We start from the raw sequence: 14071 nt of genomic DNA, 5'->3' as shown, positions 1-14071 counted from the left end.
CTCTGCTCAGACCGCCAGCTCGACCTCACCCAGATGCCCGCCGTAGGGACCAAAGCTGCGTTCGAGCATGCGCCGCTGCCCCGACTTGTGCACAAGCAGCACCGTGCTGGCGCGGGTGCCGTAGTTCTGGCTGGCAATGAATGCGCTCGACAGCAGCCGCTCGGTGGCCAGGCCGACACCGGTGTCCGGCAAATCGGCGTCCAGCGCAGGCTGAGCGTTGCCAAGCAAACCCAGCAGCCGCTGCGGGTCGGCCTCGTCGAGCAGCTCGCGCAGGCCTTGGCGGGTCTGCACCAGCTTCGGCCACGGCGTATCCAGCCTTGCATTGGACAGCCCGTAGACGCCCGGCTCAAGCAATTGCGGCGCTGCGTCAGAGGCGTGCAGGTAGCCCAGCTGCTGCTCGTCGCCAATCAACAGATTGAAGCCTGAGTACTCGCTGCTGCGGCTAGCCACCTGCTCAAGGTATTGCTCAACGCCGAGCTCGCCGCGCAGGTAACCAGCCACCAGTTCACCGCGAGAGCGCAGGCCTTGTGGCTGGCGCGGGTCACGGATATTGGTCAGCGCCGCGAAGCGCCGGTTCGGACCAATTCCCAGCCAACTGCCGCCGGCCTCGAGGTCGCGCCCGGCGTACACCCCCGGTGCGTCGTCCCACGCGCCCAGCGCCTGACTGGGGCGGGCATAGAACTCGTCACGATTGGCCGCAACGATCAGCGGCAGGGCATGCCCCGGCCGCCAGGCAAATACGATCAGGCACATGGCGTAGCCTCTGGTTTTTGCTCACTCTACCCACTGCATCGAGCACTGGCCATCAGCTGACACAGACTTCACTAGAGCCACAAGGCCAGCTTCCGTTACCATGCCGGACTGAATTGTCATGGGGTCGACGAATGGAGTTCGTACTCTACCTGCTACTGGGCGCCTGCGCCGGCGTCCTGGCCGGGCTATTCGGCGTGGGCGGCGGGATCATCATCGTGCCGGTGCTGGTGTTCAGCTTCACCTTGCAGGGCTTCGAGCCCTCGGTGCTGACCCACCTGGCCGTCGGCACCTCGCTGGCGACCATCATCTTCACATCGATCAACGCCGTGCGTGAGCACCAGCGCAAAGGCGCGGTGCAATGGTCGATCTTTGTCTGGATGACCGTTGGCATCCTGATCGGTGCGGGTATCGGCGCCAAAACCGCTTCGTTGATCCAGGGCCCGATGCTGCAGAAGATCATCGGCGTGTTTGCCCTGGTGGTCGCCGCGCAGATGGCCCTCGACCTCAAACCCAAGGCCAGCCGTGGCATCCCTGGCAAGCCTGGGTTGTCGGTTGCCGGCGTGGTAATCGGTTGGGCCTCGGCAATCTTTGGCATCGGTGGCGGCTCGCTGACCGTGCCGTTCCTGACCTGGCGCAGCCTGCCGATGCAGCAGGCGGTGGCGACCTCATCTGCCTGCGGCTTGCCCATCGCCCTGGCCAGCGCCCTCAGCTTCATGCTGCTGGGCTGGGACGACAACCACCTGCCGCCGCACAGCCTGGGTTACGTGTACCTGCCGGCACTGCTTGGCATTGCCCTGACCAGCATGTTTTTTGCCCGTTATGGCGCGCGCCTGGCGCACAAGCTGTCGCCGCGCCTGCTCAAACGTCTGTTCGCCGCGTTGCTGTTCTGCGTCGGCCTGAGTTTTTTGATTTAGCTGCCTGATTTGATCGAGAGGAATCACCATGCTGCCTTACCCGCAGATCGACCCCGTGGCCCTGGCCATCGGGCCGCTGAAAATCCATTGGTACGGCCTGATGTACCTGATCGGCATCGGCGGTGCCTGGCTGCTGGCCTCGCGCCGGCTGAACCGCTTCGACCCGACCTGGAGCCGCGAGAAGCTCTCTGACCTGGTGTTCTGGCTGTCGATGGGGGTAATCGTCGGCGGACGCCTGGGCTATGTACTGTTCTATGACCTGCACGCCTACCTGGCCAACCCGACGCTGATATTCGAAGTGTGGAAGGGCGGCATGTCGTTCCACGGCGGCTTTATCGGCGTGATGCTGGCCGCGCTGTGGTTCGGCAAGCGCAACAACAAGTCGTTCTTCGAGCTGATGGACTTCGTAGCGCCGCTGGTGCCGATTGGCCTGGGTGCCGGGCGCATCGGCAACTTCATCAACGCCGAGTTGTGGGGCAAGGCGACCGACGTGCCGTGGGCGATGGTCTTCCCGCCGTTCAGCGACCCGGCGCAACTGCCGCGTCACCCGTCGCAGCTGTATCAGTTTGCCCTCGAAGGTGTGGCATTATTCCTGATCCTTTGGCTGTACTCGCGCAAGCCGCGCCCGACCATGGCCGTGTCGGGCATGTTCGCGCTGTTCTATGGCATCTTCCGCTTCATCGTCGAGTTCGTGCGTGTGCCTGATGCCCAGCTTGGCTACATCGCCTTTGGCTGGTTGACCATGGGCCAGTTGCTCTGCCTGCCGATGATCATTGGCGGCATCGTGCTGATCTGGCTGGCCTACAACCGCAAACCCACGGCCAACGCCGCGGTCTGATTTTCACGGCAGGGGCGATCCCCCTGCCGTTCTCGTTACAGGTAAGTCATGAAACAGTATCTAGATCTGGTCCGCGACGTCATCGACAACGGCACCCTGCAGAGCAACCGCACCGGCGTGCACACCATCAGCCTGCCCGGCGCCATGCTGCGCTTCGACCTGCAGAAAGGCTTCCCGGCCGTGACCACCCGCCGCCTGGCGTTCAAGTCGGCCATCGGCGAGATGGTCGGTTTTCTGCGCGGGGTGAAAAACGCCGGCGAGTTCCGCGAGCTGGGCTGCAAGGTCTGGGACCAGAACGCCAACGAAAACGCCCAGTGGCTGGCCAACCCGTTCCGTCAGGGGCATGACGACCTTGGCGAAATCTACGGCGTGCAATGGCGCCAGTGGCCAGGCTACAAGCGCGTGCCGCTGAGCAACCCGGCAGCGATCGCCATGGCCGAGCAACAAGGCTTCCGCCAGATCGCCCAGGACGAAGAAGACGGCCAGGCGTTCGTCATCCTCTACAAGGCCATCGATCAGGTGCGTCAGTGCCTCGATACCATCGCCAACGACCCGGGCAGCCGGCGCATCCTGTTCCACGGCTGGAACTGCGCCCAGCTCGACGAAATGGCCCTGCCGCCGTGCCACCTGCTGTACCAGTTCCACCCCAATGTCGAGACCAGGGAAATCTCCCTGACCCTCTACATCCGTTCCAATGACCTCGGCCTGGGCACGCCATTCAACCTCACCGAAGGCGCTGCGCTGCTGTCGCTGTTCGGCCGCCTGACCGGCTACACCCCGCGCTGGTTCACCTACTTCATCGGCGACGCCCATGTGTACGAGAACCACCTGGACATGCTCAACGAGCAGTTCACCCGCGAGCCATTGCCGGCACCCAAACTGGTGATCAGCGACCGCGTGCCTGAGTTTGCCAAGACCGGGGTGTACGAGCCGGAGTGGCTGGAGAAGATCGAGCCGAGCGACTTCAGCCTGGAAGGCTACGAGCATCACCCGCCGCTGACGGCGCCGATGGCGGTGTGATTCGGATTGGTCGCGGGGTCAGGTGCCCCGCGATATTCCTGATCAATGCCCATGACTCCTGCCCACATGCGAGTGCTCGGTCTCTGGCACTGACACCGCACCATTCACCTCCAACTGCTGCAGAATCGCGCATTCCGCCCCGGGTGCGGTGCAGCGTTGGCGCAATTCCACCAGTTGCTCCTGCAGTGCCAGCAGGCCGTCGATGCGGGCCTGGACGTGGTCGATGTGCTCGTCGATCAGCGCGTTGACGCTGCCGCATTGGCCCTCCGGGCTGTCGCGCAGGCGCAGCAGGCTGCGGATCTCGTCCAGGGTCATGTCCAGCGTACGGCAGTTGCGGATGAAGGTCAGGCGCTCGACGTGGGCCTGGGTGTACAGCCGGTAGTTGCCGTCACTGCGGGCGGGCTCGGGCAGCAGTTGCTCGCGCTCGTAGTAGCGGATGGTCTCGACGGCGCAGTCAGTGGCTTTGGCCAATTCCCCGATTTTCATCACGAATCCTCTGCAGATGGCTTGACCCTATAGTGGCTACAGGGTGTTCACTTGGCAATAACTACCCTGTAACCGAGCGTCTTTGCCGCGCAAAGCCTGCTCAAGGGATCGGCGCATCAGCTAAGGACGACTCCATGAACCAGCCTGTCAGCCATGACCACGCGCATGACCATGACGCCCATGACCACGGCCATGAGCACCAGCATGCGCATGCCGCCAAGAGCGCTTGCCAAGACACCAAGGCCCACAGCTGCTGTGGCGGCGAGCCTGCGCCTGCGCTGGTGCAACTGACCGAGCAGGCCAGCAGCGATGCGCAGCTCAGCCGTTTTCGCATCCAGGCCATGGACTGCCCGACCGAGCAAGGTCTGATCCAGGACAAGCTGGGCAAGATGGCCGGTATCGAGCAGCTTGAATTCAACCTGATCAACCGTGTGCTCGGCGTGCGGCATACGCTGCAAGGCACGGACGCAATCGAGCGGGCGATCGACAGCCTGGGCATGCGCGCCGAGCCGCTGACTGACGATGAAGACAGCACAGCTGCGCCTGCCGCCAAGACCCGCTGGTGGCCGCTGGCACTGTCGGCAGTGGCGGCGATTGCCGCCGAAATCGTGCACTTCAGCGCGCTGGCGCCGGAGTGGGTGGTGGCCTTGCTGGCCTTGGCAGCCATTCTTGGCTGTGGTCTGGGCACCTACAAAAAGGGCTGGATCGCCCTGAAAAACCGCAACCTCAACATCAATGCGCTGATGAGCATCGCGGTGACCGGCGCCGTATTGATCGGCCAATGGCCCGAGGCGGCGATGGTGATGGTGCTGTTCACCGTTGCCGAGTTGATCGAAGCGCGTTCGCTGGACCGCGCGCGCAACGCCATCGGCGGCTTGATGCAGCTGACCCCGGACATGGCCACTGTGCAGCAGGCCGATGGCCAGTGGCTTGAGGTGGAAGTGCGTGGGGTAGCGCTCGGTGCGTCGGTGCGGGTGCGTCCTGGCGAGCGCATCGGCCTCGACGGGGAAGTGCTCAGCGGGCAATCGAGTGTCGATCAGGCGCCGATCACCGGCGAAAGCCTGCCCGTGGAGAAGGTTGTCGGCGACAAGCTGTTCGCTGGCACCATCAACCAGGAAGGCGCGCTGGAGTACAAAGTTACTGCCCTTGCCGGCCAGTCAACCCTGGCGCGGATCATCAAGGCTGTGGAAGAAGCGCAGGGCGCGCGTGCGCCGACCCAGCGCTTTGTTGATCAGTTCTCGCGCATCTACACCCCGGTGGTGTTTGCCCTGGCCCTGGCCGTGGCGATTCTGCCGCCGCTGCTGATGGGCGGCGTCTGGTTTGACTGGATCTATCGCGCACTGGTCTTGCTGGTAGTGGCGTGCCCATGTGCACTGGTGATTTCGACCCCGGTGACGATTGTCAGTGGCCTTGCCGCTGCAGCGCGCAAGGGCATTCTGATCAAGGGCGGGGTGTATCTGGAGGGCGGGCGCAAGCTGGACTTCCTGGCCCTGGACAAGACCGGCACGATCACCCATGGCAAACCGGTGCAGACCGATTTCAGCGCGCTTGATCCGCTCTTTGCAGACCGCGCCCAGGCGCTGGCTGCCAGCCTCGGCGAGCGCTCCGACCACCCGGTATCGCGGGCCATCGCGCAGTTTGCCCAGGCGCAGCAACTGCCGTTGAGCGACGTCAGCAACTTTGCCGCGCTGTCCGGGCGCGGTGTGCGTGGCGAGATCGACGGCCAGCTGTACCACCTGGGCAACCATCGCCTGGTCGAAGAGCTGGGCCTGTGCTCGCCGCAACTGGAAGCCCAGCTCGATACGCTGGAGCGCCAAGGCAAGACCGTGGTTCTGCTGCTCGATCGCAGCGGCCCGCTGGCGCTGTTTGCCGTAGCCGATACGGTCAAGGACAGCAGCCGCCAGGCGATTGCCGAATTGCATGAGCTGGGTATCAAAACGGTCATGCTGACCGGTGATAATCCGCACACCGCGCAAGCGATCGCTGCCCAGGTAGGTATCGACCGAGCCGAGGGCAACCTGCTGCCAAGCGACAAGCTGAAGACCATCGAAGCGCTCTACGCCCAAGGGCACCGGGTCGGCATGGTCGGCGACGGCATCAACGATGCACCGGCACTGGCCCGCGCTGAAATCGGCTTCGCCATGGCGGCAGCGGGAACCGACACGGCGATTGAAACCGCCGATGTGGCCCTGATGGACGACGACTTGCGCAAAATCCCGGCATTCGTCAGGCTTTCCCGCGCCAGCGCGGCCATTCTCATCCAGAACATCGTCCTCGCGTTGGGGATCAAGGCGATCTTCCTGGTGGTTACCTTTACCGGCATGGCCACCCTGTGGATGGCGGTCTTCGCCGACATGGGCGTGAGCCTGCTGGTGGTGTTCAACGGTCTGCGCCTGCTGCGCAAATAAGGGATCTGCATGCTGAGTTCCGAGCTCAAGGCCTTCTACATGGTTGCCCGCCTGGGCAGCATCACCCAGGCCGCGAAGAAGCTCGGGCTCAGTCAGCCCACGGTGACCACGCAGATTCGCCAGCTGGAAAGCCACTACGCGGTGGAGCTGTTCTACCGCGGTGGGCGCCGGCTGGTATTGAGCGAGAGCGGTGCGCGCCTGCTACCGATGGTCAAGACCTTGCTGCAGCAGGAAGCGGACATCGAGTTCGAGCTTCGCAACAGCGGCCAGGCCCAGGGCAGTCTGCGCATCGCCGCCACCGCGCCGTATTACATTCTCGACCTGGTGAAAATTTTTCGCCAACGCCTGCCGCAGGTGGACGTAGCGGTGGAAATCGGCAACTCGCAACAGGTGCTGGAGATGCTCGAAGACTATCGCGTGGACGTCGCCGCATCCTCGCAACTGGTCGAGGATGCACGGCTGGTGCGGCGAGTGCTGGGTACAGACCCGCTGGTGGTGGCCGTGCACCGTAGCCATCCGTTGGCGCAACGGCAGACGCTGGCCATCGATGCCCTGGCCGGTCATTGCCTGCTGATGCGCGAGCAGGGTTCAACCACGCGGCTGATGACCGAACAGATGCTTGCCGGGCGTGGGGTCAAGGTCGGCACCTTGCTCGAGATCGGCAGCCGCGAGTCGATCCGCGAGGCCGTGCTGCGCAACATCGGCATCAGCATCATCGCCCGCCATGAGGTACCGCATAACCCCGAGCTGGCCGTGCTCACCCTGGAAGGTGCACCGGTCATGCACGAGTACCTGTATTGCCTCAAGGAGCGGCGCCAGGCGCGCCTGCCAGCGGCGTTTCTTGGTGTCGCGCAGGAAGTATCAGGTATTCAGTTGTAAGTGCTGCGGCAGGCTCATTGCGCAAACGCTAGCACGGCCACTCCCAAATCTGCCTATGGCACTATCGCCAGCTTTGCCCTGAACGCCACAGAACCTTCGCATTGCCTCCCTAGCATGGCCTCTATCTGATCACGAGGCCTGGCCATGACCCACGCTACCCCTACCCCTGGCGCACCGGTAAAAGTGCGCGGTATCGACAAACGCTTCGGCGCCTTCGCTGCGCTGAACAACGTTTCCCTGGATATCGGTGCCGGCGAGCTGGTGTGCCTGCTCGGCCCGTCCGGCTGCGGCAAGACCACCCTGCTGCGTTGCATCGCCGGCCTCGAGCGGCAGGACCGTGGCGAGCTGTACCTAGGCGAGCGCGATATCTCCGAGCTGCCGCCGCAGGCCCGCGACTACGGCATCCTGTTCCAGTCCTACGCGCTGTTCCCCAACCTCACGGTCGAGGCCAACATAGCCTACGGTCTGAATACCAGCAGCCGCGACCAAGCGCGCCAGCGGGTCGGGCAGATGCTTGAGTTGGTCGGCCTGCTCGGCAGCGAGAAGAAATATCCAGGCCAGTTGTCCGGTGGTCAGCAACAGCGGGTGGCGTTAGCCCGCGCCCTGGCCCCGGCGCCGTCTTTGTTGTTGTTGGACGAGCCGATGTCGGCGCTGGATGCGCGGGTACGTGAGCACCTGTGTGGCGAGCTGCGCCAACTGCAGCGCCAGCTCGGCATCACCACCCTGATGGTCACGCACAACCAGGACGAAGCCATGTTGATGGCCGACCGCATAGCCGTGATGAACAACGGCCAGGTCGAACAGTACGACACCCCGCAAGCGATCTACGACCGGCCGGCCACGCCATTTGTGGCCGAGTTCGTTGGCCAGGGCAACTGGCTGCCGTTCCAGCGCAACAGTGCCAGCCACGCCCAGGTCGGCGGGATGAACCTGCGCCTGGCCGCCAATGCCGGTGCGGCCAGCAGCGGTAGGCTGTTCTGTCGCCCTGAGGCGATCACGGTCAACCCGCTGGTGCATGAAGAAAACCTGTTCCCGGCCAAGGTGCGCGAAGTCACCTTCCTCGGTAACCGTTGCCGCATGGCCTTTGAGCTGCACACTCTGCCGGGGCATACCCTACTTGCCGAGCTGGCGCCGGAGGCCATGCCGCGCCTTGGTTCTCAGGACATCTGGGTGGCGCTGCCGCCGCAGAGCCTGCAGGTGTTTGCCTGAGATGGCCGGGCCAATCTCCATGCCCTTGAACCTGGCCACGGCGGACCGAGGCAACGGCGTTGCGCTGGCCGACCGGATCTTTGTGCTCGGCGGCAAAAGCCTGCTGCTGGTGCTGCTGATCGTGGCAGTGCTGCTGCCGCTGCTGGCGATCTTCTGGCGCGGCTTCAGCGGCGACGCCGGCCAGGGCGGCGGCTTGCTGGCAGCACGGGAGCTGTTTACCAGCGCCAACTTCCACTGGCTGCTCGGTAACAGCCTGGCAGTTGCCTTCACCGTGGCCGCTATCGTCATACCGCTGGCGTATCTGTTTGCCTACGCCCTGCAGCGCACCTTGATCCCGGCCAAGCCACTGTGGCGGGGGATTTCCCTGCTGCCGTTGTTGGCCCCGTCGATGTTGCCGGCGATTGCGCTGGTCTATCTGTTCGGCAACCAGGGCCTGCTGCGCAGCCTGCTCGACGACAACATCTACGGCTTCTGGGGCATCGTTGTCGGTGAGGCCATCTATACCTTCCCGCATGCCTTGATGATTCTGCTGTCAGCGCTGTCGCTGGCCGATGCTCGGCTGTTCGAAGCGGCTTCGAGCATGGGCGCGGGACCAGTGCGGGCATTCTTCAGCGTGACTTGGCCGGCGACCCGCCAGGCCGTGTTTGCCGCATTCTGCCTGGTGTTCACCCTGACCATCACCGACTTCGGTGTGCCAGTGGTGGTGGGCGGTGACTATCAGGTGCTGGCGCTGGAAGCCTACAAAGCCGTGGTAGGGCAGCAGCAGTTTGGCCGAGGTGCACTGATCGGCATGGTCCTGCTGCTGCCGGCGCTGTTCAGTTTTGCTGTCGATGCCTGGCTCCGCCGGCGCCAGGGCCAGGCCATGAGTGGCCGGGCGCAGGTGTTCGAGCCCAAGCCGTCGCGCCGCCGTGATGCTGTGTTTCTCGCGGTGGTGGTGCTGGTGTGCAGCGTGCTGCTGGCGGTGGTGGGCATGGCGGTGTATTCGTCGCTGGTCACCTTCTGGCCTTACAACTTGTCGCTGTCGGTCAAGCACTACCTGTTTGAAGACACCGCCGGCGGTGGCTGGCTGGCCTATCGCAACAGCGTGAGCATGGCGCTGTGCACGGCCTTGATCGGCAGTCTGGTGATCTTCGTCGGCGCCTACCTGATGGAAAAAACCCAGGGCCAACGGCTGCTCAACCAGTCGCTGCGACTGCTCAGTTTCATTCCGATGGCGGTGCCGGGGCTGGTGCTGGGCCTGGGTTACGTCTTCTTCTTCAACCTCGCCAGCAACCCGCTGCACGTGTTCTACGGCAGCATGACCCTGCTGGTGGTGTGCACCATTGCTCACTATCTAACTACCGCACAGATGACCGCAACCACCGCCCTGCGCCAGCTCGACGGCGAATTCGAAGCCGCAGCGCTGTCGCTCAAGGCGCCGCTGTACCGGCATTTTCTGCGGGTCAGCCTGCCGATCTGCCTGCCGGCCTTGCTCGACATCATCCGCTACCTGTTCGTCTCGGCGATGACCACGGTGTCGGCGGCGATCTTCCTCTACAGCCCAGACACCATCCTCGCCGCCGTGGCGGTGTTGAACATGGACGATGCCGGCAATGTTGGCGGCGCTGCGGCGATGTCGACGCTGATCCTGCTCACCAGTGCTACCGCTTCGTTGCTGCTGGCCGCCGCCTCGCGCGGCCTGCTGCGCCGCTCCCAGGCCTGGCGCCAATCCGCGCCCGGCCATTGACTGCCTGCCCACCCTGAAAGGAACCGCACCATGTTCAAGCCAGTTGCCCTTGCTGCTGCCGTCAGCGCCATTTTCAGCCTGCAGGTGTCTGCCGCAGAGACTCAGCTGACGGTCTACACCGCGCTCGAAGCCGAGCAGCTGAAGACCTACAAACAGGCCTTCGAAAAGGCCAACCCGGACATCGAGATCAAGTGGGTGCGCGACTCCACCGGGATCATTACCGCCAAGCTGCTGGCCGAGAAAGACCGCCCGCAGGCTGATGCAGTGTGGGGCCTGGCGGCGTCCAGCCTGGCCATCCTCGACCAGCAGAAAATGCTCGAAGCCTATGCGCCGAAGGACCTGGCGACGATCTCGAAGAACTACCGCGACGCGGCCAATCCGCCGGCCTGGGTGGGCATGGATGTATGGGCCGCGACCATTTGCTTCAACACCGTCGAGGCCGAAAAGCAGGGCCTGAGCAAGCCGGCCAGCTGGCAGGACCTGACCAAGCCTGAGTACAAGGGCAAGATCGTCATGCCCAACCCGGCCTCATCGGGCACTGGCTTCCTCGACGTCAGCGCCTGGCTGCAGACCTTTGGCGAGCCGCAGGGCTGGGCGTACATGGACGGCCTGCACCAGAACATCGGCCAGTACGTTCACTCCGGCTCCAAGCCGTGCAAGCTGGCCGCGTCGGGTGAATTCCCGATCGGCATTTCCTTCGAGTACCCGGCCGTGCAGCTCAAACGCCAGGGTGCGCCGCTGGACATCATCCTGCCCAAGGAGGGCCTGGGCTGGGAGATTGAAGCCACTGCAGTGATCAAGGGCACGCCCAAGGCCGCTGCCGCCAAGCGCCTGGCAGACTTCTCGGCCAGCCCTGCGGCGATGCACCTGTATAAGGAGAACTTCGCCGTGCTCGCTGCCCCCGGCATGGCCAAGCCGCAGACCGAGTTGCCGGCAGACTATGAGCAGCGCCTGATCAAAAACGACTTTGCCTGGGCCTCGCAGAACCGCGACAAGATCCTTGCCGAGTGGCGCAAGCGCTACGACGGCAAGTCAGAGAAGGTCGCCCAGCAGTAACTCAAAGCTGCTCGAGCAACTGCTCCAGTTGCTCCTGGCGCTCGGCCTGATTGAGCCTCGCGCCAGGGTTGAGCGACGACCACTGCGGGTGTGCCCGGGCCCTGTGCAGGGCTTCGGGCAGCTTGCCCTCGCGCCAGGCCTTGTCTTCCCCCGCCTGCAGCTGAATGCTCTGCTGCGCCGCATGGCCGCGGCTGTCCAGGGCCTTGAGAAGCTGCTGCTGACGCAACGCCAGCAGCCGCAGCACAGCGTCATCCACCGTCAATTCCCGCTGGCCTTTGAGCTTGCCGAGCAAGCGCGAGCCGTAGCTGCGTGCGGTTTGCAGTGCGCCGCCAGCGATTGCCCCGGCCAGCGCAGCGGCGCCCAGGGTCAGCCCGCCGACCAGCAAATCAACGCCGGCGCCCGCGGCTGCACCGGCAGCAACGCCGCTGCCCAGGCGCACACCAAGCAGTTTCAAGGTTTCCGGGTTGAACAGATCATCGCCCCAGCGCCCATCCAGCAACGGCAAGTCGCCTGCGCTGGCGTCTTCGCGGCGGAACGCATACAGCTTGAGCAACCCCTCGACACAGCGTTGCTCGCGCTGGCGCACTGCTTGGCGCAGGGCTTCGATCGCCTGCGCTTCGGCCGCCGGTTGGGTCTCGACGCTACGCCGGCAGGCGGCACAATCGAGCAACAGTTCGGCGATCAGGCGCTTGGCGCTGTGCTGGCGGGCCAGACGCTGCGCCTGCTGATCCTCGATCAGCCGTTGCAGGGCGGGACGTGACTCTTCCAGCAACAGCGCGAGGCTTTCATACAGGCGGCGCTCGCCGTCTTCTGGCGGGGCCACGCTATCAAACCGCACCAGTGCATGCAGGCCCAGCCGTGCCAGGGCTTCGCGCCATTCCGGCTCGCGGTGCTCGCTGCTGGCGACAAAGTTGAGCACCGGCAGCAGCGGCCGCCCGCAGCTGGCCAGCACTTCCAGTTCATCACGGTATTTGGCCAATACCGGCTCACGGGCATCGATCACGTACAGCCCGGCATTGCTGGCGAGCAACTGGCGCAGCACCTTGGCTTCCTGTTCGAAACGCTGACGGGCTTCGCTGCCTTGCAGAAAGCGCTCGAGCCGGGCTGGGCCATCCAGCCGTTCGCCGGGCCGTTCCAGGCGTTCGAGATAGTCGAGCAGGGCGATGGCATCTTCCAACCCTGGCGTGTCGAACAGGTCCAGCAACGGCTCGCCATCCACCGACAGCCGCGCACCTTCGACGTGGCGGGTGGTGCTGGGGCGATGCGAGACTTCGCCGAAACCGACGTCACGGGTCAGCGTGCGCAGCAGCGAGGTCTTGCCGACATTGGTGTGGCCGACCACGGCCAGTTTCAGCGGCTCAGTCATGGCCTTGCTCCAACCAGTTCAAAGGGGCACTGTCGGCATAGGGCAGGCCGAGGCGGTCGAGGGCTTCGTGCCAGTCGCTCAGGCGCGCGCTGTCCAAGGTCTGCCCGGTAAGCGCCGGCAGCAGCCAGATCCGCGTTGCGCCTGCGTTGCGCGCCAGTTCGGCGAGCAGCGCCAGGCTGCCGCGGTCTGGAGAGCGGCGTGGGTCGCAGGCGATGGCCAGGCGGGCCGGGGGGAAGCGGCTGAGTTGCTCAAGCAGCTTGTTGCGCGACTCGCGGCTGTCGAGCAGGCCGGCGTCGCTCACTCCAGCCGGCAACGCCGGCGGCCAGGGGCGTTGATCATCCAGTTCCAGGCCCACCAGCACTGCACCGCTGGCGCTGGCGTCCAGGTGCCCGGCGTGAAACTCCGGCAGTAATTGCGGTGCTGCGTCCTGCACGCCCAGCCGTTCGCTGCTAGGCATCAGCGCTTCGCGCAAGTGCGCATAGCCGGGCAGGCTCACGTCCAGTTGCAGGCGGTTACGGCCCTGGCGCCAGCGCCACAGGCACAGCAGCGCCAGCAGCAGGCGCGGCAGCAGGCCATACACCAGTACCACCCCAAGCAACCAGCTGGCCCAGGCCTGGCGCGCTACATCCAGCGCCGGCAGGGTCGCGCCGCTGGCGCGGATCATCGCTTCGTCCGGCACGGCAAAGCCGAGCAGCGAGGGCAGGGCGCCAAGGGTATGGGTCAGGGTAATGAACGGCTCGGCGGCGAGCAGGGTAGTTTCCCAGACAAAGCCGTAACGGCGGGTTGCCAGCAATGCCAGCAGCATGACCACGGCGGCAATCATCGCCAACAGCCACAGGCCATGCACCAGGGCACCGAGCAACCAGCGGTTGAGGCGCTTACGTTGCAGCAGCACCACCAGCGCCGGCGCCAGGTGCGCGGCCTTGGCGTCGCGGGCGAAGCGCTCGCTCAGCCACAGCCACAGCCGGCCGAGGGTTGCCCCTTGCTCGCCGGCGAACAGCAGGCCGCCTGCCCAGCCGATCAGCATCAGCAGGTTGAGCCCGAGCAGGCTGCCCAGGGCCCAGAACACATTGACCGGGCGTTGACCATCGCCAAGCGCGGCCAGTCCGAGGCCGGCGCCGCTGACTACCGCCAGAATCATCATTGCCAGCAGGGCCAGCCGTGCGCCTTGTTTCCAGTGGCGCAGCGCCTCGGCCAGGCCATCGCGTTCGGCCAGCCACAGGGCGCGGGTTTCGATCCGCGCAGCAAGGTCGCCGCCCTGCTGGCGGGCGCGGCGGTTGGCTTCCTGATCTTCCAGAGGGCCGGCGTGTTCCTCGCGCAGGCGGACCGCTTCGGTGAGCCAGCGCTTGTCGAGTGGAGTGGGTGCAGTCACAAGGTCTTCCAATGCACAGGTCAGGGCACAAGCTTAACCCAGCT

The 14071-nt window shown here is 64.8% G+C and carries 12 protein-coding genes; 8 read left to right on the top strand and 4 right to left on the bottom strand.

Features of this window, described 5'->3' with window-relative positions; translation table 11 throughout:
- Nucleotides 1–6 precede the first annotated feature (6 nt).
- Entirely contained in the window at nt 7–753 is a 747-nt protein-coding gene (locus ACIOAU_RS09670; protein ID WP_220632891.1) for an NRDE family protein, read from the bottom strand.
- A gap of 131 nt (nt 754–884) precedes the next feature.
- Between ACIOAU_RS09670 and ACIOAU_RS09665 the strand changes: the two genes are divergently transcribed.
- The 3 genes from ACIOAU_RS09665 to ACIOAU_RS09655 are packed head-to-tail and all read left to right on the top strand — an operon-like array spanning nt 885 to nt 3525.
- Entirely contained in the window at nt 885–1667 is a 783-nt protein-coding gene (locus ACIOAU_RS09665) for a sulfite exporter TauE/SafE family protein (RefSeq protein WP_401181602.1), read from the top strand.
- 28 nt (nt 1668–1695) lie between these two features.
- The gene (lgt, locus tag ACIOAU_RS09660; protein WP_101315394.1) at nt 1696–2505 is read left to right on the top strand and encodes a prolipoprotein diacylglyceryl transferase; all 810 of its coding nucleotides are present in this window, start codon (nt 1696–1698) and stop codon (nt 2503–2505) included.
- Nucleotides 2506–2553: 48 nt separating this feature from the next.
- On the top strand, nt 2554–3525 hold the full coding sequence (locus ACIOAU_RS09655) for a thymidylate synthase (protein ID WP_401181598.1): 972 nt from the start codon (nt 2554–2556) through the stop codon (nt 3523–3525).
- Nucleotides 3526–3567: 42 nt separating this feature from the next.
- Here ACIOAU_RS09655 and cadR read toward each other — a convergent pair whose 3' ends face one another.
- Nucleotides 3568–4011, bottom strand: a complete 444-nt coding sequence (cadR, locus tag ACIOAU_RS09650; protein WP_101315398.1) for a cadmium resistance transcriptional regulator CadR — start codon at nt 4009–4011, stop codon at nt 3568–3570.
- A 134-nt stretch (nt 4012–4145) separates the two neighbouring features.
- On the opposite strand from cadR, the gene ACIOAU_RS09645 reads away from it, so the two are divergent.
- The 5 genes from ACIOAU_RS09645 (at nt 4146) to ACIOAU_RS09625 (ending at nt 11289) form a co-directional block, all read left to right on the top strand.
- Complete coding sequence (locus ACIOAU_RS09645) at nt 4146–6419, top strand: heavy metal translocating P-type ATPase (protein ID WP_188035135.1); 2274 nt, start codon at nt 4146–4148, stop codon at nt 6417–6419.
- A 9-nt stretch (nt 6420–6428) separates the two neighbouring features.
- Nucleotides 6429–7298, top strand: coding sequence for a LysR family transcriptional regulator (locus tag ACIOAU_RS09640; RefSeq protein WP_101315402.1), 870 nt, complete (start codon nt 6429–6431; stop codon nt 7296–7298).
- Between the two features lie 144 nt (nt 7299–7442).
- A complete protein-coding gene (locus tag ACIOAU_RS09635) occupies nt 7443–8507 on the top strand; it encodes a putative 2-aminoethylphosphonate ABC transporter ATP-binding protein (RefSeq protein WP_101315404.1) in 1065 nt (354 codons plus the stop codon).
- A 1-nt stretch (nt 8508) separates the two neighbouring features.
- On the top strand, nt 8509–10233 hold the full coding sequence (locus ACIOAU_RS09630) for a putative 2-aminoethylphosphonate ABC transporter permease subunit (RefSeq protein WP_401181593.1): 1725 nt from the start codon (nt 8509–8511) through the stop codon (nt 10231–10233).
- A 30-nt stretch (nt 10234–10263) separates the two neighbouring features.
- The gene (locus ACIOAU_RS09625) at nt 10264–11289 is read left to right on the top strand and encodes a putative 2-aminoethylphosphonate ABC transporter substrate-binding protein (protein ID WP_401181590.1); all 1026 of its coding nucleotides are present in this window, start codon (nt 10264–10266) and stop codon (nt 11287–11289) included.
- Nucleotide 11290: 1 nt separating this feature from the next.
- Here the strand turns inward: ACIOAU_RS09625 and ACIOAU_RS09620 are convergent, their stop codons facing one another.
- Nucleotides 11291–12655, bottom strand: coding sequence for a GTPase/DUF3482 domain-containing protein (locus ACIOAU_RS09620; protein ID WP_401181587.1), 1365 nt, complete (start codon nt 12653–12655; stop codon nt 11291–11293).
- The gene (locus ACIOAU_RS09615) at nt 12648–14039 is read right to left on the bottom strand and encodes a DUF2868 domain-containing protein (protein ID WP_178080738.1); all 1392 of its coding nucleotides are present in this window, start codon (nt 14037–14039) and stop codon (nt 12648–12650) included. Before ACIOAU_RS09615 ends, ACIOAU_RS09620 begins: the two co-directional genes overlap by 8 nt.
- Nucleotides 14040–14071: the final 32 nt, after the last annotated feature.

The organism is Pseudomonas sp. NPDC088322 (assembly GCF_044740745.1).
In the GTDB taxonomy this organism is placed as follows: Bacteria; Pseudomonadota; Gammaproteobacteria; order Pseudomonadales; family Pseudomonadaceae; genus Aquipseudomonas; species Aquipseudomonas shirazensis.
Note: the sequence above shows the minus strand (reverse complement) of the source record. Positions and strands in the feature narration are given on the sequence as shown.